This window comes from Thalassospira sp. HJ, assembly GCF_000948415.1.
Taxonomy (GTDB): domain Bacteria; phylum Pseudomonadota; class Alphaproteobacteria; order Rhodospirillales; family Thalassospiraceae; genus Thalassospira.
The window spans coordinates 724477-747886 of the sequence record NZ_JYII01000012.1 but is presented as its reverse complement, the minus strand read 5'-3'; the positions used below and the strand labels follow the sequence as shown (position 1 = coordinate 747886).

General features: G+C 54.8%; 20 protein-coding genes. 5 read left to right on the top strand and 15 right to left on the bottom strand.

Features of this window, described 5'->3' with window-relative positions; all coding sequences use genetic code 11:
- Nucleotides 1-44: 44 nt before the first annotated feature.
- Nucleotides 45-1832, top strand: coding sequence for a gamma-glutamyltransferase (gene ggt / locus UF64_RS12345; protein ID WP_235285049.1), 1788 nt, complete (start codon nucleotides 45-47; stop codon nucleotides 1830-1832).
- A 79-nt stretch (nucleotides 1833-1911) separates the two neighbouring features.
- Here ggt and UF64_RS12340 read toward each other — a convergent pair whose 3' ends face one another.
- Nucleotides 1912-2586, bottom strand: a complete 675-nt coding sequence (locus UF64_RS12340; RefSeq protein ID WP_044828812.1) for an HAD family phosphatase — start codon at nucleotides 2584-2586, stop codon at nucleotides 1912-1914.
- Between the two features lie 14 nt (nucleotides 2587-2600).
- Nucleotides 2601-2951, bottom strand: a complete 351-nt coding sequence (locus UF64_RS12335) for an ArsC/Spx/MgsR family protein (protein WP_044828811.1) — start codon at nucleotides 2949-2951, stop codon at nucleotides 2601-2603.
- Nucleotides 2952-3095: 144 nt separating this feature from the next.
- Between UF64_RS12335 and dusA the strand changes: the two genes are divergently transcribed.
- Genes dusA through UF64_RS12315 form a run of 4 tightly spaced genes read left to right on the top strand, consistent with a single transcriptional unit; the run spans nucleotide 3096 to nucleotide 8260 of the window.
- Complete coding sequence (gene dusA / locus UF64_RS12330; protein WP_044828810.1) at nucleotides 3096-4091, top strand: tRNA dihydrouridine(20/20a) synthase DusA; 996 nt, start codon at nucleotides 3096-3098, stop codon at nucleotides 4089-4091.
- Nucleotides 4088-6133 carry a bifunctional tRNA (5-methylaminomethyl-2-thiouridine)(34)-methyltransferase MnmD/FAD-dependent 5-carboxymethylaminomethyl-2-thiouridine(34) oxidoreductase MnmC gene (mnmC, locus tag UF64_RS12325; RefSeq protein ID WP_044828809.1) on the top strand — a complete coding sequence of 682 codons (2046 nt, stop codon included), beginning with the start codon at nucleotides 4088-4090 and terminating at the stop codon, nucleotides 6131-6133. The genes dusA and mnmC overlap by 4 nt, the downstream gene beginning before the upstream one ends.
- The gene (locus tag UF64_RS12320) at nucleotides 6130-7344 is read left to right on the top strand and encodes a 3-phenylpropionate MFS transporter (protein ID WP_044828808.1); all 1215 of its coding nucleotides are present in this window, start codon (nucleotides 6130-6132) and stop codon (nucleotides 7342-7344) included. The genes mnmC and UF64_RS12320 overlap by 4 nt, the downstream gene beginning before the upstream one ends.
- Nucleotides 7345-7402: 58 nt before the next feature.
- Nucleotides 7403-8260, top strand: a complete 858-nt coding sequence (locus UF64_RS12315; protein WP_044828807.1) for a class I SAM-dependent methyltransferase — start codon at nucleotides 7403-7405, stop codon at nucleotides 8258-8260.
- A gap of 3 nt (nucleotides 8261-8263) precedes the next feature.
- Here UF64_RS12315 and UF64_RS12310 read toward each other — a convergent pair whose 3' ends face one another.
- The 13 genes from UF64_RS12310 to UF64_RS12250 all read right to left on the bottom strand — a co-directional run bounded on the left by UF64_RS12310 (nucleotide 8264) and on the right by UF64_RS12250 (nucleotide 23402).
- Entirely contained in the window at nucleotides 8264-8773 is a 510-nt protein-coding gene (locus tag UF64_RS12310; protein ID WP_044828806.1) for a GNAT family N-acetyltransferase, read from the bottom strand.
- Nucleotides 8774-8780: 7 nt separating this feature from the next.
- A complete protein-coding gene (locus tag UF64_RS12305; protein ID WP_044828805.1) occupies nucleotides 8781-9950 on the bottom strand; it encodes an ABC transporter permease in 1170 nt (389 codons plus the stop codon).
- Entirely contained in the window at nucleotides 9947-10945 is a 999-nt protein-coding gene (locus UF64_RS12300) for an ABC transporter permease (protein ID WP_044828804.1), read from the bottom strand. Before UF64_RS12300 ends, UF64_RS12305 begins: the two co-directional genes overlap by 4 nt.
- A 78-nt stretch (nucleotides 10946-11023) precedes the next feature.
- Nucleotides 11024-12955, bottom strand: a complete 1932-nt coding sequence (locus tag UF64_RS12295) for an ABC transporter substrate-binding protein (protein WP_082049736.1) — start codon at nucleotides 12953-12955, stop codon at nucleotides 11024-11026.
- Nucleotides 12952-14880: an ABC transporter ATP-binding protein gene (locus tag UF64_RS12290; protein ID WP_044828803.1), complete on the bottom strand. Its 1929-nt coding sequence runs from the start codon at nucleotides 14878-14880 to the stop codon at nucleotides 12952-12954. Before UF64_RS12290 ends, UF64_RS12295 begins: the two co-directional genes overlap by 4 nt.
- Before the next feature lie 2 nt (nucleotides 14881-14882).
- On the bottom strand, nucleotides 14883-15554 hold the full coding sequence (locus UF64_RS12285; RefSeq protein ID WP_044828802.1) for a hypothetical protein: 672 nt from the start codon (nucleotides 15552-15554) through the stop codon (nucleotides 14883-14885).
- A complete protein-coding gene (locus tag UF64_RS12280; protein ID WP_044828801.1) occupies nucleotides 15545-16303 on the bottom strand; it encodes a polysaccharide deacetylase family protein in 759 nt (252 codons plus the stop codon). Before UF64_RS12280 ends, UF64_RS12285 begins: the two co-directional genes overlap by 10 nt.
- The gene (locus UF64_RS12275; RefSeq protein ID WP_044828800.1) at nucleotides 16300-17442 is read right to left on the bottom strand and encodes a glycosyltransferase family protein; all 1143 of its coding nucleotides are present in this window, start codon (nucleotides 17440-17442) and stop codon (nucleotides 16300-16302) included. Before UF64_RS12275 ends, UF64_RS12280 begins: the two co-directional genes overlap by 4 nt.
- A complete protein-coding gene (locus tag UF64_RS12270; RefSeq protein ID WP_044828799.1) occupies nucleotides 17439-18044 on the bottom strand; it encodes a histidine phosphatase family protein in 606 nt (201 codons plus the stop codon). Before UF64_RS12270 ends, UF64_RS12275 begins: the two co-directional genes overlap by 4 nt.
- Nucleotides 18041-19183 (bottom strand): glycosyltransferase family 4 protein, encoded by a 1143-nt coding sequence (locus UF64_RS12265; RefSeq protein WP_044828798.1) that lies wholly within the window; start codon nucleotides 19181-19183, stop codon nucleotides 18041-18043. The genes UF64_RS12270 and UF64_RS12265 overlap by 4 nt, the downstream gene beginning before the upstream one ends.
- Before the next feature lie 11 nt (nucleotides 19184-19194).
- Nucleotides 19195-20472, bottom strand: coding sequence for a glycosyltransferase family 4 protein (locus UF64_RS12260; protein ID WP_044828797.1), 1278 nt, complete (start codon nucleotides 20470-20472; stop codon nucleotides 19195-19197).
- Nucleotides 20473-20491: 19 nt separating this feature from the next.
- The gene (locus UF64_RS12255) at nucleotides 20492-21694 is read right to left on the bottom strand and encodes a glycosyltransferase family protein (protein WP_044828796.1); all 1203 of its coding nucleotides are present in this window, start codon (nucleotides 21692-21694) and stop codon (nucleotides 20492-20494) included.
- A gap of 133 nt (nucleotides 21695-21827) precedes the next feature.
- The gene (locus UF64_RS12250) at nucleotides 21828-23402 is read right to left on the bottom strand and encodes an MBL fold metallo-hydrolase (RefSeq protein ID WP_044828795.1); all 1575 of its coding nucleotides are present in this window, start codon (nucleotides 23400-23402) and stop codon (nucleotides 21828-21830) included.
- Nucleotides 23403-23410 lie beyond the last annotated feature (8 nt).

The following is a 23410-nucleotide window of genomic DNA, read 5'->3' as shown; positions in this document are numbered from 1 at the left end:
ACGATGCGGGTGTTGTCTTTTATGCAAAAAAAGAGGTCTGGAACATGCCCCACAACGCTTCCGTCTCTGCCACCATGATCAAAGCCTTTGTCGCTGCGGGTCTTTTGTCCACCTGCCTGATCCAAGGGGCTATTGCCCAACAAACAACGGACGCCATTGCGCCTGAGACTGGCACAACCGGCGCATCCACCGAGACGCGCAGCTCCATCACGGCCAAGAACTGGATGATCAGTGCTGCCAACCCGCTTGCGGTCAAAGCTGGTGCAAATATCCTGCAGTCTGGAGGCAACGCCATCGATGCCATGGTTGCCATTCAGACCATGCTTGGCCTTGTAGAGCCGCAATCATCGGGCCTTGGCGGCGGTGCGTTTCTTGTTTACTTCGATGCGACGACTGGAAAGCTGACGACCCTTGACGGGCGCGAGACCGCACCACTTAACGCGACACCAACACTGTTTCAGGACGAAAACGGCGAACCGCTGAAGTTCTATGACGCTGTTGTGGGCGGTCGATCAGTCGGCACGCCTGGCACCCCTGCCCTGATGAAAGCCGCACACGAAAATTGGGGCCAGATGCCATGGAACACTCTGTTTGCCCCAGCCATTGAAACCGCCACCAAGGGCTTTGAAGTTTCACCACGCCTTGCCGTACTTATCGCCAATGATCAGGAAAAGCTGTCACGCGATCCTGAAGCCAAGGGATATTTCTTTGACGCGGATGGCGCACCACTTGCCGCTGGAACCGTCCTGCAAAACCCGAAATACGCCAAGACGCTGCAAGATATTGCTGCCAACGGAACGATGAATTTTTATCAGGGACAGATTGCCGAGGACATTGTCGAGAAGGTCAAAGGCGCTGACTGGAATCCCGGCGTACTGTCACTTGCCGATTTCGCCAATTATCAGGTCAAGGAACGCCAACCTGTCTGTGCGGAATATCGTGGTCTTGATGTATGCGGCATGGGGCCACCCTCGTCCGGGGCGCTGACCGTGGGGCAAATACTTGGCCTGTTGGCACCTTACGACATAACCACCATGGGACCCGATTCCGCGCAAAGCTGGCGTTTGATTGGCGATGCATCCCGGTTGGCGTTTGCCGATCGCGGGCGCTACATGGCCGATATCGACTTTGTCCCGATGCCTTTGACCGGCTTACTCGATAAAACCTATCTGGCGGAGCGATCCCGACTTCTTGATCGTGAAACGGCACTCGACACTGTCGCACCAGGCACACCAGGCTTTAGCCACGCCCTGCGCCTGGCGGACGACCAAGCCATTGAACTCCCCAGCACCAGCCATTTCTCGATTGTTGATATCTATGGCAATGCAGTTTCGATGACCACCACCATCGAAAACGGGTTTGGCTCCCGCCTTATGGTCAATGGTTTTATGCTTAATAACGAGCTGACAGATTTCTCGTTCCGCACCCATGTTGATGGCGTACCGATCGCCAATGCCTTGGCTCCGGGCAAACGACCGCGCTCCTCAATGGCGCCGACCATCGTCATGAAAGACGGTAAACCCGTGATCATTACCGGGTCACCGGGTGGATCGCGCATTATCGGCTATGTAGCGCAGTCACTGATCGGCATGATTGATTGGAACATGCCCCCGCAGCAGGCCATTGATATGCCCCATCTGGTCAACCGGTTCGGCACCTTTGACCTTGAGGCCGGAACCGATGCCGAAAAGCTCGCACCGGCCCTTGAGGACATGGGCTTTAAGACCAGCATTCGCGATCTCAACTCCGGCATTCACGCCATCATGGTGACCGAAGACGGCCTGATTGGCGGCGCAGATTCGCGTCGCGAAGGCATCGTTGTTGGTCAGTAACCACGACAGATCGCCAATAGAAACGGGCAGTTCCATCACGGTGCTGCCCGTTCATTTTAGGTGACCTGCTAAGCCGTTATCAGTCGGCCGATACCCAGTCTGCCAACAGGCGATAAAGATCCTTATGATCGGATGCGATATGATGCGCGCCAGCATCGCGTAGATATTCAGCCGGCGTAATATCAACCAGACCAACCGTCGTCGCCCCCGCTGCGACACCGGCTCGCACGCCATTCTGGCTGTCATCCACAACGATACAATCGCTGATATTAAGCCCCAGCTTGTCAGCTGCGAGCAGGAACACATCCGGATAGGGTTTGGCGTTGGCCACATCATGGGCAGAGCATATCCGGCCGTCGAAGCGGTCCTTCAACCCGACTTTGCCCAGAGACACGTCCATTTTAGCATGCGGTCCGTTGCTTCCGATCGCCATGGGAATGCCGTTTACCTCAAGCAGATCAAGAACCGGCTCAAGATGCGGGAACGGTGTCAAGTCATTGCGAAACGCAACGAAGGTCCGCTCATAACATTCGGCCAACCAGTCGTCAGGCAACGTGATCCCAAACATCTTTTCCATCTTGGGCGGCACCATTGCCAGTGTACCACCAATGAAAAGATCATGGGTCTTGTCCATGTTCATGTCGCAGCCATACTCACAAAGCTGCTCTGTCAGCACACGACAGGCCAGCGTTTCCGTATCGACCAACACGCCGTCACAATCAAAAATCACGCCCCGAACAACAGGCTTTTCCATAAACAGATCCCTTATCAAGCAGCCAGTTCGGTCCAGCGCGCTTCGTCATAGGCAACCGTACGGGTCGATCCGAAATCAACCACCGGACGCTTGATCACGGTCGGGTTGGCGGCAAGGACTGCTGCCGCATCAGCGCCACCTTTTTCCAGCGTCGCCTTGTCCTCGTCGCTCAGGTTCCGATAGCTCGGCCCGCGCTTGTTGATCAGAACCTTGCCGCCGACCTCATCAAGCCAACCTTCGATGGTTTTGGCATCAATCCCGTCGACCCGGAAATCATGGAGCTTGTTTTCAATGCCCTTGGCGTCAAACCATTTCAGGGTTTTGCGGACAGTGTCGCAGTTCTTGATGCCGTAAATCGTAACCATATCAAATCCTGTGCTTTAATATCTTCGGGATGCAGCCATGCATCACGCAATCGGTTTTGACCCTAAATCCCGGAACCTATATAAAGACCGCGCTTGGAATACAGCAACCCTCTTCACCCCGCTTTGATGAAAAACGGTAGGCAAATGACTGTTAATCGGTGTATTTCCGTCGCCCCGATGATGGATTGGACGGATCGGCATGATCGCTATTTTCTGCGGCAGATCAGTCGTCATACGTTGCTTTATACCGAAATGGTCACAACCGGCGCCATCCTGCATGGCGGGGTTGACCGGCATCTGCGCTATAACGATGCCGAGCATCCGGTTGCACTTCAGCTTGGCGGCAGTGATCCCGATGATTTGGCGCGTGCGTGCGAGATCGCCAATCAATACGCCTATGATGAAATCAATCTGAATTGCGGTTGCCCGTCTGATCGCGTGCAGAACGGCGCATTTGGCGCCTGCCTGATGGCGACACCCGACATTGTTGCGACGTGCGTCAAATCGATGATTTCGGCCAGTGATGCACCAGTCACGGTCAAGAACCGCATCGGCATCGATGATCAGGAAGATTACCCGTCGCTTAAACGCTTTACCGAAACGGTGGCCGAGGCCGGGTGCAAAACTTTTATCGTTCATGCCCGCAAGGCCTGGCTGAAGGGCCTGTCGCCCAAGGAAAATCGTGAAGTCCCGCCGCTGAAATACGAGCTGGTCTATCAGCTGAAACAAGAATTCCCGGAACTGGAAATCCTGATCAATGGCGGCATCAAGACGCTCGATGAGACGGAAGAACACCTGAAACATGTCGACGGCGTCATGATCGGGCGTGAAGCCTATCAGAACCCTTATATCCTCGCCGATGTCGACCGACGTTTTTATGGTGATGATGCCAAGACGAAAACCCGCCATCAGGTGGTAGAGGCCATGCTGCCCTATATCGAAGAGCACCTGAAAGAGGAACACGGCACCATTGGTCATGTCACCCGCCATATGCTGGGCCTGTTCCAACAGATGCGGGGCGCCAAACAATGGCGTCGTTACCTGAGTGAAAATGCCCATCGCAAAGGTGCAGGCACCGAAGTCGTGCGCGAGGCTTTGGCGCTTGTCCCCGAACAGGATGACGAGGTCCTGTCTGCATGACAGCCACGGATGTCACCAAGACACCAGAAGGTGATGAACCAAGGCCTGCTGGCGAAATAACCTGGCGCGATGGCGACGTGCCTTACTCCCCACATTTTGGAGACATCTATTTCAATCCCAACGACGGGTTGGCCGAAACGCGTTATGTGTTTGTCGAAGGCAACAACTTACCAAACGCCTGGCAGGCCCGCGAAAACTTCGTGATTGGCGAAACCGGCTTTGGCACTGGGCTGAACTTCCTTGCAGCCTGGCAATGCTGGGATGCTGATGCCAATCGCTCCAAACGTCTGCATTTCGTTTCGGTCGAGAAATACCCGCTCGCCCGCGATGACATGATCCGCGCACATCAAAGCTGGCCGGAACTATCGCAATACTCTGAACAGCTTGCCCATATCTGGCCACATGAAACCATGTTACCAGGCGTGCATCGCTTTTCGCTGGCAGACGGCGCGATCAGCCTCACCCTTTTGATCGGGGACGCGATTGAATGCTGGTCGGGATATGATGGCAAGATCGATTGCTGGTTCCTTGATGGATTTGCCCCATCGCGCAATCCCGACATGTGGCATCCCGACCTGTTTGCTGCCCTTGCAAGCGCATCCAACCCTGATGGCGCCACCCTTGCGACTTTTACCGCCGCCCGCATTGCCCGTGACGGATTGGAAAGTGCCGATTTTAAGGTCAGCAAACGCAAGGGATTTGGCTATAAGCGGGACATGATCACAGCCAGTTTTTCTGCGCCCGAAGATGCCACCGGCCTACCGGATACGTTCGAGATTGCCGATGATCCTTGGTTCAACCTTCCCCGCACCCAAAGCGCAAAGTCAGTCGCCATCATTGGCGGCGGCCTTGCCGGTGCGGCCTGTGCCAACGCCCTGAGGGCCCGTGGCTGTGCCATCACACTTTTTGAAAAATCCGATCAACTCGCCAATGCCGCCTCGGGCAATCCGATCGGGATGCTGGAACCCTATCTGACCGTCGATGACGCGATCATGGGACGGTTTTATGAGGCCGGTTATCGCTTCAGCCATCGTATGATCAAAAAGCTTTCTGATCAGGGACGGGTCGATGCCGACTTCTGCGGCGTGATTGATCTTGCGACCAGTGCACGCAAACGCGAACGGCTTGATGGCCTGATCGCGCGCCTTGGTGACAAACCCGACCTTGTCGAGGCGCTTGACGCGGATCAGGCGTCAGAACGGTTTGGTCTGCCCTTGCCTCATGGTGGCGTCTTCTATCCCTCTGCCGGATGGGTCAACCCGCCATCGGTTGTGCGCAGTCTTGCTGATGGCATTGATGTGCACCTGTCGACAACGATCACAAGCATCAATGACGCTGATCAGGGCAAATACCTGACCGACCAGAACGGCTCGGAATACGGCCCGTTTGATGCGGTCATCATCGCAGGTGCATTTGAAACCCGGTTGCTTGATCAGACCCGATGGCTTGAAGATCACCTCAACCCGGTTCGCGGGCAGATCAGCTTTATACCCGAGGACGTCGTATCCGATGTGTCAGAGGACGGCGCGATCAAATGCGTCCTCAGCCACAAGGGCTATGTCACACCGGCACGTGATGGCATGCTTGTCGTTGGTGCGACGTTCGGTCGTGATGATGCCGAAACCGATCTGCGCCCGGACGATCACGCATTTAACATCGCCCAGCTCGGCAAAGTCCTGCCAGAGATCGCGGAAAAGCTCACAACCGATATGCTTGATGGCCGTGCATCATTACGCACGACAACAGCAGATCATTTGCCACTGATCGGTCCAGCACCGGATTTTGGTGCCTACCTTGCGTCCTACAGCGATATCGACAAGGGTAAAAAAGGTGCCAGATATGTCGATGCGCCCTACCACAAAGACGTGTATATCTGTACCGGCTTTGGGGCGCGCGGACTGATTGGCGCCCCACTTGCCGCCGAGATTCTTGCCAGTGAGATTTGCGATATGCCCCTTCCTTTGGAAAAAGCGCTGATGCATGCCATTCATCCGGCGCGGTTCATTATTCGCGGCCTCAAACGGCGGCAAATCACAGCATGAAAACACCAAGCGCCGCCGCGTCATCAGCACCAACACCCGACAGAGACCCCGACCGTATGAAAACGGCGACGATACTCGCGCTGTTCTTTTCCGGGCTGTTCTTGATCCAGGGCGTATTTCTGCCCTACTGGCCGGTATGGCTGAAATCACAAGGGTTATCTGCAGCCGAAATCGGCATCCTGCTGTCGCTGCCCAACTGGGTGCGCGTGTTTGCCGATCCATTGATTGCCCAGCGCGCGGATCGCACCGGTAACCGCAAGACACCGATGATGTGGCTTGCCGGGATCTATGTGGTGTCGATTCTGGCCTTTCCGCTTTCAAGTGACTTCTGGTGGCTAGCAGGCCTTTCCGTGGTCATAGGCTTTACATTCTCGCCACTTCTGCCACTTGGCACCACCATCACGATCCATGAATGCAAGGCGCGTGAACTTGATTACGGGCGGGTGCGACTTTGGGGGTCGCTTGCCTTCATTCTGGCGTCTTATGGCGCGGGTTGGGTTTTGGACGGCACATCCACAGAATGGATCGTCTGGATGCTGTTTGTTGCCGGGATTGTGAATTTTGCCATCACAACCCGCATGCCTGATCCACAGACAGACCGTCCGCTGCGTTCCGGGTCATCTCTAATCTATCTGCTGCGCAAACCGGTTTTCCTGATCTATCTCGCCTGCATCGGCTTTGCTCAAGGGGCGCACGGCACCTATTACGCCTTTGCTTCCGTCCATTGGGAAACAGTCGGATTTTCGCATGAGTTGATCGGCGTTTTCTGGTCGATCGGTGTGATTGCGGAAATCGTTCTGTTTGCCGTGGCCGGGCGGTTTGTACGTGGCCGTCATCCCGGAATTCTGTTTGCGCTTGGCACCGGATGCGGGGTTTTACGATGGATTGTTCTGGGAACAAGCGACAATCTATGGTTGATTATCCTTGTTCAGCCCCTTCACGCCATGACATTCGGGATTACGCATTTGGCCGCCGTCAGTTTCATCGCCCGCGCCATACCGCAACAGCTGGCTACATCGGCGCAAAGTCTGATGGCGACCTTGTCGATGGGTGTCTTCCTGGGCAGCAGTATTTGGGTATCGGGACCGCTTTACGATCGGTTCGGATCTCAGGTCTATTACCTGATGGCTGCGTTTTCGGCGATTGCGTTCTGTTTTGCGATCTGGCTAACCCGGACCTGGCGTGGAGAGGATCAGACTTTTTGCGACTGAATAATAACATCGGCAACAAACGACCGACCGCAAACTTGAACTCAAAGGGGCCTTTAATATGACCTCCATGCCGTTCTCTCGCAGAATGCGCCGTTGGAAACTTGGTTTGAAAACCCTGTTTGGCAGCGAGCCTGCCGGCTATTTCATTCCTTACCGCTATGCCAGCGAAACCGCAAAGGCCGTCGGGCGCCCCACCTATCCGGCGATTGAGACCATGATGGATACGGCCGCCCCGACCATGAAGGCGTGGCTGACCAAGGCCGCACAATATCACGAAGCTTTTGCCAGTTTCGGCAATGCCACCCCGCCCGAACCACGTTGGCAACAAAGCTGGTTTCCGCGCCTTGATGGCATGATGGCCTATGTCTTTACCCGGGAATTTCGCCCGGACCGGATCATTGAAATCGGATCAGGCCATTCAACACGGTTTTATTACCGCGCAATCAAGGATGGCGAACTTGAAACAGCGTTCCATGCGATTGATCCGGCTCCGCGTGCCGACATCGCAAAACTGCCAATCACGATTGAACGCAGCATTGTGCAAAAGGCCGATCCATCAGTTTTCAAAACCATGACCGGTGCCGATTTCCTGTCGATCGATTCCAGCCACATCCTGATGCCGGGTACTGATGTTGATTTGCTGTTTTCATCGGTGATCCCGACCCTGCCAAGCGGTTCGATCATTCATATCCACGATATCAGCTTGCCCGACGACTATCCGGAAATCTGGCAATGGCGCGGATATAACGAACAACAAGGTGTTGCTGCCCTGCTCGCAGGCGGCGGCTTTGAAATCATGTGGTCAAGCGCCTATGCGACGACCCGCATGCGCGATGAAGTTGATCAATCAATTGCCAATGGCATTCACCTGCCCGACGGAGCACATGAGACCAGTCTGTGGTTGCGCAAAAAGTAATCCTTATTTTGGGCGTGCATGCCTGAAAACAAGGTCATTCGGATCAGGCCGCTGCGCGGTCTGGTCCAAAACGGCACCAAGGCGTTCCGCCACAGTAATAGAACGATCATTTTCTGGTGCGATGTAACTGACAAGCGTTGGCAAGCCGCGCCCGTTAAACGCCCAATCACTCAAGGCCGTTGCTGCCTCAAACGCATATCCCTTGCCTTCTGCATCCGGATACACAAGCCAACCTAATTCATATTCAGGGAACGGCGGCCCAAAATTGATGCCCACTTGACCAACGCAATGACCGGTCGATTTCTCATCCATCATCAGCGCACCAACGCCGAACAAATCCCATTGAGCAGCATCGCGACAAAACATAGCCCATGCACCCTCAGCATCATATGGGCCGCCCATGTGTGCTGAGCGCTTTGACGCAAGCATGGACGCGTAATCCGGCCAGTCGTCAAACGACATCCTGCGCAGTATCAGGCGTTCGGTCTCAATCCTAGGGGCCTTAGACGACATAATCCGCTCAGTTCTTGTAGGGGTCGGCTGCATCCCGCAGCCCATCGCCAAGGAAATTAAAGGCCAGAACCACAATCACCACCGGCACCACTGGCAACATCAGCCATGGATACACCGCGACCGCATTGATGTTCTGTGCCTCGTTCAGCAAGACGCCCCAACTTGTCACAGGTGCGCGCAGGCCTAGCCCAAGGAAACTCAGCGCTGTTTCACCCAAGATCATGTTGGGGATGGAAAGCGTCACCGAAGCAATCAGATGACTTGCGAAGTTTGGAAGAAGATGACGCCCGATAATGCGTTTGGGTTTGGCGCCCATTAATCGGGCGGCCAGTGCGTAATCCTCTTCACGCAGCGCAAGCAGCTTTGATCGCACCGCACGGGCAAGCCCGGTCCAGTCGATCAGGCCCAGAATGATCGTAATCCCGAAATAGATCAGGATGGGGCTCCAGGTCACCGGCAAGGCCGCCGAAAGCGCCATCCAAAGCGGAATTTCCGGCAAGGAACGAATAACTTCAATCGTCCGCTGGGCGGTTGCATCCACCCAGCCACCGTAATAACCGGCCGCACCACCAATCAGGATTCCCAAAAGGAAGCTGACCGAAATACCGACAAGACCGATGGTCAATGATACGCGCGCGCCGTAGATCATACGCGACAACATGTCACGCCCCAGACGGTCGGTACCAAACACAAACAGCGTGCCATTCTCGGATGGGCAGACGAAATGGAAGTCCATATCGACCATGCCCCAGAATTCATACTCATCACCCGAACAGAAGAACTGCAGGGGTTCGATCCGATCCGGATTGACCGTATAGGTCGGCTTAAGCGTTTCCATATCGACCGAGAATTCGGTGCCATAGGTAAACGGCCCGACAAACTCGCCATCATGAAAAAGATGAATGCCCTGCGGCGGATGGTGAATGTATTCGGAGCTTCGCGTTTCCTGCGCATAGGGGGCAATGAATTCGACGATAAACACCGACGCATACATGACTGCCAGAATGATCAGCGAGAAATATGCCAGCCGGTGACGTTTCAAACGCCACCACATCAACTGCCATTGCGAGGCAAGGAAATACTTTTCCTGTTCTGGCGTCAGTTCTTCGCGATCCCACGGATTGAACGGGGCGGAATCAACGAAATGCTCGTTACGCTTTTCGGTTTCCTTGCTCATTTGCCGACCCCTCCCTGAAGACGGATACGGGGATCAAGCCACGCCAACAACACATCGGAAACGAACATCCCGACCACAGTCAGAAGTGCCAGGAACATCAGGAACGAACCGGCAAGATACATATCCTGACTTTGCAGCGCTGTAAGTAGCATCGGACCAGTTGTCGGCAAAGACATGACCACGGACACAAGAACCGATCCAGACACGACTTGCGGCAGGATATTACCGATATCGGCAATAAACGGGTTCAGTGCCATCCGCAGCGGATATTTGAACAGGACCTTGGTCGGTGACAGTCCCTTGGCGTGCGCTGTCACGACATATTGCTTGCCCAACTCATCAAGCAGGTTGGCGCGCAGGCGCCGGATCATGGATGCCGTACCCGACGTGCCGATCACAACAACCGGCGCCCAAAGATGTTCGACAACCGACATCATTTTGGCAAACGACCAGCCCTGGTTGATATATTCCGGATCCATCAGGCCACCAATCGATGTCCCAAACACCACGTTTGCGTAATAAAGAAGGATCAGCGCAAACAGGAAGTTCGGCATGGCAAGGCCAAGGAAGCCGAGCAAGGTAAAGCCATAATCCCCCCAGCTATATTGCCGGGTGGCGGAGTAAATCCCGATCGGGAAGCTTACGACATAAATAAAGATGACCGTGCTGAAATTCAGCACCAGCGACAGCCACAGACGATCGCCAACCACGTCTGTAACCGGCAGGTTATATTCAAACGAAAACCCAAGATCGCCCTGCAAAAGGCCCCACGCCCATTCGGCGTATTGGATATAGATCGGCTGATCCAGCCCGTATTGCCGTTTGAGGAATTCGATCTTGGCCGGATCAACGGCCTCGCCCTGTGCCTGAAGCTCGTTCAGGTAGGTGGTCAGAAAGTCGCCAGGGGGAAGCTGAATGATCACGAATACCAGCACACTGATCAGGAACAGTGTCGGTATCATCAAAAAAACCCGTCTTGCCAGATAGGTCAGCATCGGCGCTGTCGCTCCCCCGAGGTCGTTTCAAGCCATTCCCTCAACAGCGAAGAAACGACACGTTTTTGGTTTAAAAGATTATCTGTCCCACCAGAAGGTATCAGGTCGATAAATCCCGAAGAAGGCACCCGGCTCCCAGCTATGGATGCCTTTTTCCGGAACGTTGCGCAAATCCTTGTCGACAACAACCGGCTGCGGCACGTTACCGATCAGACCGATCGAAAACATGTTTTCCGAATTGATATCGAGAATGGCCTGCCAGGCTTCTTTCTGACCGGCTTCGTTGCTGGTTTGCCATTTCTGGTACTGTTCCATCAGTTCCTGGGCAGCGGGCATATCCGGTGCTTCTCCAGCTTCGCCATCGGTCTGATAATACTGGCCCCATTTCGGCCATTGCAGGCTGTCCTGCTGTGCCGGGACAAACTCCGACGGGACGGTGTTGACCGTCGCAAGACCATTATCAACGCCGTTAAAGATCGACATGATGGTTTCACCGCTATAGGCGCGGCTGCGCATCACTTCACGCTGCAAACCCTTGACGAACATCTTGATGCCGACCTGACGCCAGCTATCACCAATCAGCTCCAACATATCGTCATGTTCCGGATTTTCGCCGGATGTCTCGACAATGATTTCCATCGGGCGACCGTCCGGCAACAGACGAATGCCTTCACCATTACGTTCATCCAGCCCCATTTTATCAAGCAGCGTATTGGCCGCCTTGACGTCGAAATCGGTGTAGCTGTCACGATATTCCGGTTTGAACAGCGGGCTCTTCGGCAGAACCGTGTTGTTGGTCGGCTTGGCCAGACCAAAGAACATCACGCGATTGATCTCCGTCCGGTTGATCGCAAGTGACAGAGCGCGACGAAAACGCACATCACGCAGAACAGTACGCCAGACCGGATCACTGCAGGTCAGGTTGGGATAAAGGGCTGCATAGGAACCCGCACCAACATCCCACAAACGGACATCATAATTCTGCTTGGCTTCGGACTGTTTCAGGAAGGTATAGTCCTTAAGCGACAGAATGCGGCTTTGCAGATCGACTTCGCCCGCGCCGACTTTGGCCGGCACAAGTTTGGCGTTCGAGATGTTGAAAATCATTCGGTCGATATAGGGAAGCTGGTTTCCTTCCGGATCGACGCGGTGATAATACGGGTTGCGCACGAACACGAAGCGATCAGATGGCTCTTCGGTCGTGATCAGCCACGGCTCAAGCGACGGTCGATTGATATTGGACAACTTGTAGGGCCGGTCCATATCGGTATGCAAAACCGCCCAGCTGCGAAGTCCACGTTCCTCGACGATGGCTTCAAGTTCGCCCGGATCGCGATAATTCTCATGGAACTGCTTAAGATAATGTGCCGGGCGATAGATAAATGGCGGGCGCGTTCCTGCCAGTTCTGTCAGGAAGAACGGGTTTGGCTGCGACCAGCTATAGCGAACCGTATATTCATCCAGAATTTCAAAGGTGGCCGGCTCATCCCCGACAAACAGGAAACGCGGCGGACCGACCGGGAACAATTCATCATTGTTGACGATGTCTTCCCAGTAATAACGGAAATCCTCGGCGGTAAACGGCTCACCATCAGACCATTTGTGGCCCTTGCGAATGTGCAGGGTAAAGGCGTTGCCTTCTTCACTTACATCAAGCGCCTCAAGGATATCAGCCTTGAGGTTCAGGTCCTGATCATAGCCGACCAGACGGGCATAGCCATAAACGACCGCCATACGGATATCTTTGGAACGGCCCATGATGGTGACGAACTCACCACCATATTTACCAATTTCCTTGCCCTCGGCGCCAAAGTCGATGACGTGGGGGTGTTCCGGCAGTCGATCATTCATCGCGGGCAGCGAACCACTTGCGACGGCGTCTTCGAAATACGGAATTTCCGCATGCGCAGCCGAGGCAAGGACACCTGCCCCCAAAACGCCAGCTGCTACCACCAGACCATTCATGGTGCGATGAAGTCTGGATATCGACGGCTTCGAAACACTGATCATATGGCGATCTCCGTAAAGTCGGCTCGTTCGGCACGAACAAAATGATCTTCTGCGACCTGCATCATTTTTGGTGCACTGGTCCGGTTGATCGTGAAGGGCGCGGGCCATCGGGTCGGATCAGATGCCTTGCCTTCAACGATATTGTCGAAATCAAGCAGGTGGTCCAAATCCGCAAACGGCACAGCATGCAGCAACGCCTGCGTATAAGGATGCACCGGGTTCTTAAACAGCAACTCGCGTGGCGCTGATTCCACGATGCGCCCGGCGCACATCACTGCAATCCGGTCTGCAACGTAATCAACGACTGCCAGATTGTGCGAAATGAACAGATACGTCAAATTAAGGTCACGCTGCAAATCTTTCAAAAGATTAAGTATTTGCGCTTGAACCGACACATCTAGTGCAGATGTCGGCTCATCAAAAATCAACAAATCCGGCTTCAGACCAAGCGCACGCGCGATGCCGATACGCTGACGCTGCCCGCCCGAAAAACTGTGCGGATAGCGATTCAGGAAACGTGGATCGAGCCCGACCAAATCCATCAGTTCCAGCACCATTTTCTGGCGATAGACACTGTCCCCGACACCGTGAATAAGCATCGGTTCGGTAATGATATCCTGAACCGTCATCCGGGGATTAAGCGACCCGAACGGGTCCTGAAAAACAAATTGTATCCGTTTTCGGTACGGATTTAGCTGATCTTCATCAAGACCGGTCAATTCCGCCATCTGGCCGCTTTCCCCGCGGAACATGATGGATCCTTCATCCGGGTTCATGGCGCGCATGATCAGCTTGGAAAGCGTTGTCTTGCCACAGCCACTCTCGCCCACCAACCCGACGCATTCCCCGCGATTAACCGTCAGGGAAACATCGGAAACAGCCGGTATCAAACTTTCTTCGGATTTCAGCCAGTTGCCCTTGCGCGTGGTGAAGCTTTTGCTGAGATGGCGAACAGCAAGAACCGGTTCGCTGGCCATTGCCGGATGCAGCGCCAGAGACGCCGGACGTTCAGGCGTTTCGCGTTCTGCCGGCGTATCGCCGGCACTGGCAAGCAAACTGCCTGTTTTTGGTTTGATTTCACGCAGCGGACGCAGCCGTTCATCCGGTCCCATGTCAAAGTGCGGTACTGCCGCCAGAAGCGAGCGTGTGTAAGCATGCCCGGGATTGATAAAAACATCCTCGGTCTTACCAGATTCAACAACGCGGCCGTCATAAATCACCACCATCCGGTCCGCCATATTGGCAACCACACCAAGGTCATGGGTAATCAACAGAACCGACATTTGCAGTTCCGACTGCACTTCCTTGATCAGACGCAGGATTTGCGCCTGGATCGTGACATCCAGGGCGGTCGTTGGTTCATCGGCAATCAACAGAGCCGGTCGGCAAACCATCGCCATTGCGATCATCGCGCGCTGGCGCAACCCGCCGGAAAGTTCGAACGGATAGGTTTTCAGTGATCTTTTGGGCTGCGGGAAGCCAACCAGTGTGAGCATTTCAACGGCAAGCTCACGGGCCTCTGCCGCGCCGACCTTGCGATGAAGCTGCACAGCCTCACAAATCTGATCACCAATGGTATGAAGCGGCGACAGGGAACTCATCGGTTCCTGAAAAATCATTGAAATCCGGCCACCGCGGATCGCACGTATATCTGAACCTGACCGGTCCAGCATGGCGATATCAACACGAGTACCCGGCTTCTTGGGATCAGCAAAAATGATCGAACCGCTGGTTACCTGGGCTACCTTGGGCAGAAGCCCCATAATCGCCTGCGAGATCGTGCTTTTGCCCGATCCAGACTCACCAACCAAGGCGACGGTTTCCTGCGCACCGATGCGAAAGCTTACATTCTCGACTGCCTTGACGCGCATATGCGGCAGCACGAACTCAACCTTCAGATCCTTGATACGCAGAATATCGGTCATCTCTAGCGCGTCCCACCCCCGAGCCGTTCGGATGCTGCTGCCTTGACCAGTGTGTCGGCCTCATCCATCCGCATCAGATTTGTTCTTGTGACGTCATCAACCAGCAGCTGGTTATCTTTCGCCCAATCGCGAGAAATTTCAAGGAGATCGTCAAATCCGTCCAGTGTTGATTCTGCGACAATTTTTGCTTCACCTGCCTGCAGCGTCAGTTCGAACCATCCCTTGTTGCCGTCGCGCTTGGTACTGAAGTAACGCAAACGGAATTTGGAAAGTTCCGGCCAGGCAAAAGCGGTTCCACCGCGCATGCTTGAAAGACGAATACCGTATTCCGAGACATAGATCTTTGACTGGAACCGGATGATCGTGCGCGCGAAATAGAACACGAACAACAATGCCAACCCGGCCGATGTCCACTGGATGATCTCAAGCATCTCGGGGATCAGGGCAATAACACCGCAAATCAGCAACCCGACAATAGACTTTGCCAAATCCGGCGCCATCAGTTTCGACGGGTAACCCATTGTCTGAACCTGGCTGTCGCCAACCCCGGCCGGTTTGACAGGGTCTATGGTGCTCGGCACGCTGGCGACCTGCTCGGGGGCGGCATCCATAGGCGTCACCGGTTCGGGTGCTACCTGCGACGGCTCACGGCGTCTTCTGCGATTTACTGCCATGGAAATACTCCGGGTATTCTCAACCAGCGCAAAGCTGAATGGTCCATAGAAAACAGGTTATCAAGGAACTTCGTGGTGGCGCCTTCATGGACAAGATGATGGGTCAGAATGCCGGTCGGCTCATCCGCATCCACCTGCCCTGTTCGTCTTGCAGCAAGGTGCTCAATCATCGCGCCAAGGGCTGCGTCTTCACCAACGAAGCCGCGTGTGCCACGCCAATCGATGACATCGACATGGGTGTTGACCTGCATGATTCCCTTATAGGGCTCCGCGGCCTTGCGCGCGTTAAATGTGCTGATCCCGCAAAAACCAAGCGAATGCAGGGCGGCAACAACATCCTCGGCGACCCTGTTCCATGGCGGCACCAGAACCGGCAGGAAGCGATTGCCGAACCGTGATTGTAAAACAGAAAATCCGTTGCGCAAATCGGCAACAACATCGCCCAGATCCCGAACGTCATCAAGTTCCTGCTTCTTGCGGCCTTCCGGCATATGGTTCTGATGCGACCAACCATGTTGAAGCACACGGGTGTCCAATGTCTCGACCAGACGTTCGACAAGATCGTCCTGCAAGGTGGCGGGAATAACAGCAAGGGCGAGCGGCACCTTGTAGTCCTGCTCAAACGCCAGAAGTGTCTCAAGTGCTGGCGTGACAGAAACAGCGTCATCATCACGCCACCATGCCGTAGCGGTCCGTCCCTCGGACTGCCACAGATCAAGCTCTGCGCGTAATTGATCCCAGCTGCTCATGAATTCCCTTTGATCTTATCTGCGATGATTGACGCAGTTTTTTCCGCCCCGTCCAGCGCGATTTTAATCCCGCTTGGCTGTCTGGCGTTATCTATTTGTTTTGCTAATGATTGCGCAGACAGGCCATCAAGATCAAGCAGGGAAATAACCCCTTCTTTTGAAAGGACTTCTGCACGTTCAGTTTGCTCACTTTCCCCGCCTTCTGCAAAGGGCACCATGACTGCTGGCGTCCGCGTCGCCAACACATCCATCAGGGTGTTATATCCAGCTTGTGAAACCGACACAGCTGCACCGGCCATTCTTTCTCGAAAATCAGACAAAAACCGATGCAACACCACGCCATCCGGAAACTGGCTGCGCAGCTCCTCAAACTGATCGGACGGGAAATGTGGCCCGGTAACAATATCCCAGGTCGCATCATTGTATTTTTGCGAGAACAGGCGGGCCGCGATCGCAAGCCTGATCAGTTCCGCCCCGACAGCACCGCCACCGGCGGACACCAGAACACCATGACGATGCGCATCCACCCGCCCTAAAAGCGCCTCGTCAATCGTCGGCGCGACATAGCCCGTATAGGTGATCAGGTCCGATATATCATCCGTGAACTCAAAACTGCGATCAAACCCGAACAGCTGCGGGTCGCCATGCACCAGAACAGCATCGAGATATTCACGCGCTGTATCACGCATCCATTCCGTCTTATGGATGTCCTTTTTGCGCACCAAAAGGTCTCTGACAGAACAAATGACGGGTACGCCGGCTTCTTTCGCTGCGTAAAAAAGCGGGATCAATTCAAATCGAAAAGCCCGACGCCCAAACGGGAACATTTCAATCAACAGCAGCTTTGGTGAGGTTTCCCTAAACGCCTTCAGCAGTTGCGTTTTGCGTGCCTGTTTCCAATCATCACCAAGGGCATTGCCATCCGGATCAACGAGACCGGAAAAGCCGGTATCGGCTGTCTTGCACGGGGAAAGCTGAATAACGTTGCTGGCCGCAAAATCAAGGCTGTCATCGGGAACACCACCGCTTGCGACCGTGACACTGATACCCCGGTCACGAAGCGCCTGATTGATCAGCGCCATCCGGCGTACGTGACCAATGCCAAGCAGGTGCTGCACATAGACCATGACGTCGCTCATCCAGAAATCTCCTGCGCGTCAACGAGTGGAGCATTCAGGGCCTCAATCGATAACCCGGCATCATCCGACCAGTTAAACACCTGCAAACAATGCCAATCGAGCTTATCGGGAATTTTTCCCATCATGTCCCATCCGCGTGCGGCCGCGTAAACAGCCCGTGTCACGCCCTTGTGCGTGACTGCACCAAACTGTGGCAGATCACAGCCTTTCAGAAAGCACTCAACACGCCCAAGGACATCGCGCGGGCTTTCGCCACCTTCCGGGCGGAAGTCCCACCCACGGTCTTCGTTTTCCTGAAGTCTGTCGCCCAAGCTTGCGCGAAGGTCTGGCAGCGTTGCGCCTTCCCACGCGCCCCAGTCCATCTCGATGAAGGCGGGCTCGGAACCGATGGGCGCAATCCCCAAGGCATCCGCTGTCTCACGCGTACGCGACAAGGGTGACGCCATCCACGGCACATCACGCCAAGCAGTCGGCAAACGATGCTGACGATACCAAGCCGCCGTTTCCGGTGTTATCGAAATGTCGGTTCGTCCCTGAATACGTTTTTCCCTATTCCACGTCGTGACACCATGGCGCAGCAATGCAAAACGGATCTGCTTCATACCGCCCCCTGCCCGCCGTAAGCATTTACAACTTTATGGATGGTAGCGGATAACAGACTAGCTGCAGCCTCCACCGTGTGGTGCTGTGCAGCTTTTGATGCGCCGGCCTGTCCCATCCTGCGCAACATCGCAATATCTGCCGTAACACACTCGCCCAAACGGTTGGTAAATGCCCCGACATCACCGACTGGAACCAACCATCCGGTGACGCTTGGTGACACAATGCCCGAAACGCCACCTGCATCGCCGGCCAGAACGGGCAATCCCGCCGATTGCGCCTCAAGCAAGGCCATGCCGAATGCTTCATTGATTGCAGGCCAAACGAACATGTCGGATTTGGCAAGGATATCTGTGGTTTGTTCGGGTGTTTTCAGCCCGACGAGCGAGACTGCGCTTTCACCAAGTTCCTGTTCATCAAACAGGTCCTCGACCTTTTGGCGTGCGGGGCCATCCCCAATCACGGTCAGGTGCCAATTATCCACGCCGTCACGCTGTAACTGCGCAAGTGCCTTTGCCAGAACCCCATATGACTTAAGCTTGTCCCCATCACGCATCATCGCGGTTGTCACCAACCGCACGCAGCCCGGGTCTATGCCCGGGCGTTGCGTAACACTCCAGTCCGAAACGCGGGTAAAGGGCGGTAGGAAATGCAGACGATCTTTGGGGCAGACTTGCGCCAGGCATTCCATATCAACACGGTTAAGCGAAAAGACGGCATCCGCCTGCCTGAGCGCAGTTTCGACTGCCGCATGACTTGGGGCCCATGGGCCACCAGCACGCTTGGGTGCAAAGGATGCTTCGGCCACGACATAGGGAATACCAAGCGCATCAGCGACAATCGGCCCGATCCAGTCAGGTGCCTTGTAATAAAGATGGTAGGTGAACCAGACATCGGGCTTGGGTCGAACACCCGACTGATACTGACGAATCAGCCTTGCCGCCAGTTTGGTGCCGAGCTCCGCCAAGCGTGCCTGTTTCAAAATATTGCCCTCGGCATCCCGACTGCGAAGGCGGGCCGCGATATCGACTTTCATGCCTGCCGTTTGAAGTGCCTCACACAGCATACGGGCAATCAATCGATCCCCGGATGGCACGGGATGATCAATCGGTTTTAACGGGGCGTAAAAGGCAACCTGCAAATGTGTGCCTCCTACTCTGCCGCGGGTTGTTTTACAAGGCTTTCCGCAATTTCGCTGCTCGGCTCTGCAACGCCAAAGCGCTCGGCCAGATCTTTCATCCCGCTATAGAACGAGAAATCACGTCGAACGATTTCATTGCCGTTGCGCCCCATTGCTTCGCGAATCTTGGGATCGACAATCATATCGCTCAGTGCGGTTGCAAGTGCATCCGGATCACGTTCCGGAACAAGCTTGCCATTCACCCCATCCTCGATCAGCTCTGGGATGGCGGAAATCGCGGTCGAGACTGCAGCAAGTCCACAAAGCTGAGCTTCCATCAGGACGTTTGGCAGCCCATCGCGATCACCGTCCTTTTCAATGCGGCTGGCCAGCACGAACAGATCAGACGACTGACAGGCGGCGATTACTTCCTTCTGATCACGCGGTCCCTGCCAATCACAGCGATCCGCAATGCCCAGTTCGGTCGCAAGTTTCTGGTATTTGTCACCATCACCGCCCCCGATATGGGTGAACCGCCAATAAAGGCCGTCGGGCAATTTCGCCAAGGCGCGCAGGAGATCATCATAGCCCTTCTTGCCCACCAGACGGCCGACCGACAGGATCATGACCGGGTTTTCCAGGTCACTGCCGTCCCGAACGGGGCGTTTAGGCAATTCTTCCGGGAAGCGGGAGAAATCAAGACCGTGATAGAGCAGATTAACCTTGGTCGGGTCTTCGGCAAGGTTGCGCAGATAGTCGACATTGGCCTTCGTGCAGGTCACCAGCCAGTCCATATCACGCAGTTTCTCGCGCATATCCCAGTCCTGGCTGGTATAGATATCCTTGGCGTGCGCAGAACAGGACCAGGGCAAACCGCGCATAATCGCGCAATAGCGTGCCACGGATGCCGGCGTATGCAGGAAGTGGGCGTAAATGCGTGTGATATCTTCGGGCAGTTCGGCTGCCATCACCATTGCCTGGGCAAAGCGCCGGGCACGATTGGCGGTGCGATCGCGACGATAATCCTGCCACCAGATATTCACCGCACGGCGATATCCCGGCATTTTGCGGGCCTTAAGCCAGCCGCGTAAAACCCGCATCGGTTCCTGATAGGCATATTCGGGTAAATAATCGACCGCACCCGTGATGCGTTCATTGATGGGATGGCGTTTCTTGTCAGTCGGATGACGCAGCGAGACGATCCGATACGGAATGCCTGCCTGCTGAATGCCAAGAATTTCCTGCGCTATAAAGGTCTCCGACAATCGCGGATATCCCTTTACCACGATTGCCAGATTATCGCGTGCCATCAACTTTGTTCCCGATGATTTATTCTGCGGCCATTTGCGGCGGAAGCCAGCGATCCACAAGCTCCCCAACGCGATCAAGCCCGCCCATAAGGTTCGGAACGGTCACATGCGACGGTTTGGGCTGATGGATCAGCCCCCGAAGCGCATCGGCCATTTCGCGCGGATCACGCCCACCATCCTCGGTCAGCATCTTGATCAGGCCAAGCTTTTCGGCAGCCGATGCACGTACATACTGCTCAAGACGCGGCACCGTGCGCGGCACAATGACAGCAGGCTTGTCAAATGACAGGATTTCACAAAACGTGTTGTAACCGCCCATGCCAATGACGCCAGCCGATTTGTGCATCAGCACCTCGACATTGGCATCAAAGGTGATGACTGAAAGCTTGTCGATCTTTTCCGCACGTTTCATGAATTCGTTTTGCTGGTTCGGGCTCATGAACGGCCCCAACACCACAAGTGACGGCACCGGGATATCCGGATCGGTTTCATAGGCACTGATCACCCAATCAACCAGATTAACCCCGTCACCACCGCCACCGGTCGTCACCAGATAATATGGCTCCTCCAGCCCCAGCGCACCGTGTTCGGGTGCGGGACGGCGCGTCGCGGTGCGTGGCAGATAGCCGGTATAGGACATCTTTTCTTCAACGCCCGGCGGCAAATCAATGCCTTCCAGCGGATTGCAGATGTCCTTCAGACCATAAACCCAGATTTCATCATAAAGCTCAGCCAGTGCCGGAACGCATTGTTTACGATCCCATTCTTCACGCAGATTGACCGGGTCATCCATCACATCGCGCAAACCCATCACAAGGCGCGTACGGCGATGACGGAGCATCTGAAGCGTGGACTCGACTTCGCCCCGCAAACCAAGCGGTTCCTTATCGACGATGAAGATGTCCGGGTTAAAGACATCAGCCGTGTGCTGAATGATGGATTCCCGCATCGCCAAGATCTGGTCGACATCGATATTGAGATTGAGCGAGGTGTATTCACCATTCGACAGCTTGATCACGCCCGGAATGCGGACAAAGTCAACGCGTGAGCGGAACTCGAAACTGCCAATGATCGGCGAGCCGGACAAAATCAGAACGGAAACATCATCACGGCGTGACACCAGCGCATGCGCAATGGTGCGGCAACGGCGCAAATGCCCAAGCCCGAAAGTATCATGGCTATAAATCAGAACCCGATAACCGGAATTCCCTACGATTGACATATACCCGCCCGTCTGCGTAGTGGTCTCACAGGCCTGCACAACCCGTTTTCAGGGTGACAGGTTCTCTCTTCTTGGCAACTGAATCCGTGAATGCGGGTTTTACGCCCTTCTTTCGGCTCCGGGATAATTGCTCTCATACTGACCCGATATCGCGCAAGACTTTTTCGAGCATCTCTTTTCTTTCTTCTGCCGTTTCCAGCGACCGGAGCTTCTCGGACAGTGCCGTGACCGTCCCGGCATAAAGATTGTGCCAATCATCACGCGAAAGCTCTTCACCTGAAAGGCGCGCTTCGGGAATGGACGGTTTGGCTTCACCCTTCTTAAGCGTAACCGTGTCATCAAGCATCGGCATGGATATCAGCTTTTCGGCAATTCCATGCGCCATCAGAACTTCGCGGAAAGCAGCACGCGCGCCCTCTTCGCCGTGAGTCAGGAAGATCCGGCGCGTTACCGGCAAGCGGTTCTTTGTCCATTGCAACAGCATGTCCTGATCAGCATGACCGGAATAGACATCGAGTGTGCGAATACGTGCGCGCACTTCGATTTCATCGCCATGGATCCGAACATGTTTGGCACCGCCCTGCAAAACGCGGCCGAACGAACCGGCAGCCTGGAAGCCGACCAGAAGCACTGTGCTATTCGATCGCCACAGATTGTTCTTCAGATGATATCGAATACGCCCGGCGTCGCACATACCACTCGCCGAAATGATGATCGCGCCGCTTGTGACCTGTGCAAGCTGTTTACTGGCCTGTACATCGGGAACCATGTGGAATTTCGGGTGTGACAAGGCCTGCGCATCGCCGCGCTTTAGGTGTTTGGCAAAAACATCGGTTGCACGTTGCGCCAACGGGCTATCGACAAAGACATTTGCCGGCGGCAGCTCACCACGATTGAAAAGATGGGCCAGATCGACAAGCAGCTCCTGTGTTCTGGCAACCGCAAAGCTCGGAATAACCAGATTACCACCATTGCCAAGCGCTTCACGCACTTCCTCGCGCAGCAACGCACGACGTTCTTCATCCGTGATCACCGGACGCGTACGGTCGCCATAGGTGGTTTCGACAAACAGGTAGTCGATATCCTTTGGGGCTTCGGGGGCTTCGTTAAATACGGCCTCCCCTGTTCCAACGTCGCCAGAAAATAGCAGCCGAGTTAGCTTGCCGTCTTCATCACCATTTTCGATTTCAACCTCGATCGATGCCGATCCCAGAAGATGGCCTGCATCCCAGAAACGGGCACGCACGCCCTCAATCACCGGCAACCATTCGTGATATTCAACCGTTTTAAGCTGCGAAAGCGTGTTCTCGGCATCTTCGCGGGTATAGATCGGGGTTACTTCCGGGCGCCCACGGCGTGCATTGCGGCGGTTAAGGCGCTCAACCTCGCTTTCCTGTATGTAGCCAGAGTCTGGCAGCATATAGGTCAGAAGATCACAGGTTGGTTCGGTTGCGTAAATCGGCCCGCCAAACCCCGCCTTGACCAGTTTCGGCACAAGGCCGGTATGGTCGATATGCGCATGTGTCAGCAAAACAGCCGAAATCCGATCCGCTTCAAACGGGAACTTGCCATAGTTCAGTTCACGAACCGTCTTGCTGCCCTGGAACATGCCGCAATCGACAAGAAAATTACCGTGATCGGTCTGCAGGAAATAACAAGACCCCGTCACACCACCAGCAGCACCACAAAACGTCACCAATATCGTCATTCTATTCA

What these genes read in the sequence shown, in the direction of transcription:
- UF64_RS12340 (WP_044828812.1), bottom strand. Translation starts at nt 2,586, where the DNA reads ATGGAAAAGCCTGTTGTTCGGGGCGTGATTTTTGATTGTGACGGCGTG.
- UF64_RS12305 (WP_044828805.1), bottom strand. Translation starts at nt 9,950, where the DNA reads ATGAGCAAGGAAACCGAAAAGCGTAACGAGCATTTCGTTGATTCCGCC.
- UF64_RS12335 (WP_044828811.1), bottom strand. Translation starts at nt 2,951, where the DNA reads ATGGTTACGATTTACGGCATCAAGAACTGCGACACTGTCCGCAAAACC.
- UF64_RS12310 (WP_044828806.1), bottom strand. Translation starts at nt 8,773, where the DNA reads ATGTCGTCTAAGGCCCCTAGGATTGAGACCGAACGCCTGATACTGCGC.
- UF64_RS12275 (WP_044828800.1), bottom strand. Translation starts at nt 17,442, where the DNA reads ATGAGCGACGTCATGGTCTATGTGCAGCACCTGCTTGGCATTGGTCAC.
- UF64_RS12280 (WP_044828801.1), bottom strand. Translation starts at nt 16,303, where the DNA reads ATGAGCAGCTGGGATCAATTACGCGCAGAGCTTGATCTGTGGCAGTCC.
- UF64_RS12315 (WP_044828807.1), top strand. Translation starts at nt 7,403, where the DNA reads ATGACCTCCATGCCGTTCTCTCGCAGAATGCGCCGTTGGAAACTTGGT.
- UF64_RS12295 (WP_082049736.1), bottom strand. Translation starts at nt 12,955, where the DNA reads ATGATCAGTGTTTCGAAGCCGTCGATATCCAGACTTCATCGCACCATG.
- UF64_RS12255 (WP_044828796.1), bottom strand. Translation starts at nt 21,694, where the DNA reads ATGTCAATCGTAGGGAATTCCGGTTATCGGGTTCTGATTTATAGCCAT.
- UF64_RS12300 (WP_044828804.1), bottom strand. Translation starts at nt 10,945, where the DNA reads ATGCTGACCTATCTGGCAAGACGGGTTTTTTTGATGATACCGACACTG.
- UF64_RS12290 (WP_044828803.1), bottom strand. Translation starts at nt 14,880, where the DNA reads ATGACCGATATTCTGCGTATCAAGGATCTGAAGGTTGAGTTCGTGCTG.
- dusA (WP_044828810.1), top strand. Translation starts at nt 3,096, where the DNA reads ATGACTGTTAATCGGTGTATTTCCGTCGCCCCGATGATGGATTGGACG.
- ggt (WP_235285049.1), top strand. Translation starts at nt 45, where the DNA reads ATGCCCCACAACGCTTCCGTCTCTGCCACCATGATCAAAGCCTTTGTC.
- UF64_RS12270 (WP_044828799.1), bottom strand. Translation starts at nt 18,044, where the DNA reads ATGAAGCAGATCCGTTTTGCATTGCTGCGCCATGGTGTCACGACGTGG.
- UF64_RS12250 (WP_044828795.1), bottom strand. Translation starts at nt 23,402, where the DNA reads ATGACGATATTGGTGACGTTTTGTGGTGCTGCTGGTGGTGTGACGGGG.
- UF64_RS12260 (WP_044828797.1), bottom strand. Translation starts at nt 20,472, where the DNA reads ATGGCACGCGATAATCTGGCAATCGTGGTAAAGGGATATCCGCGATTG.
- UF64_RS12320 (WP_044828808.1), top strand. Translation starts at nt 6,130, where the DNA reads ATGAAAACACCAAGCGCCGCCGCGTCATCAGCACCAACACCCGACAGA.
- mnmC (WP_044828809.1), top strand. Translation starts at nt 4,088, where the DNA reads ATGACAGCCACGGATGTCACCAAGACACCAGAAGGTGATGAACCAAGG.
- UF64_RS12285 (WP_044828802.1), bottom strand. Translation starts at nt 15,554, where the DNA reads ATGGCAGTAAATCGCAGAAGACGCCGTGAGCCGTCGCAGGTAGCACCC.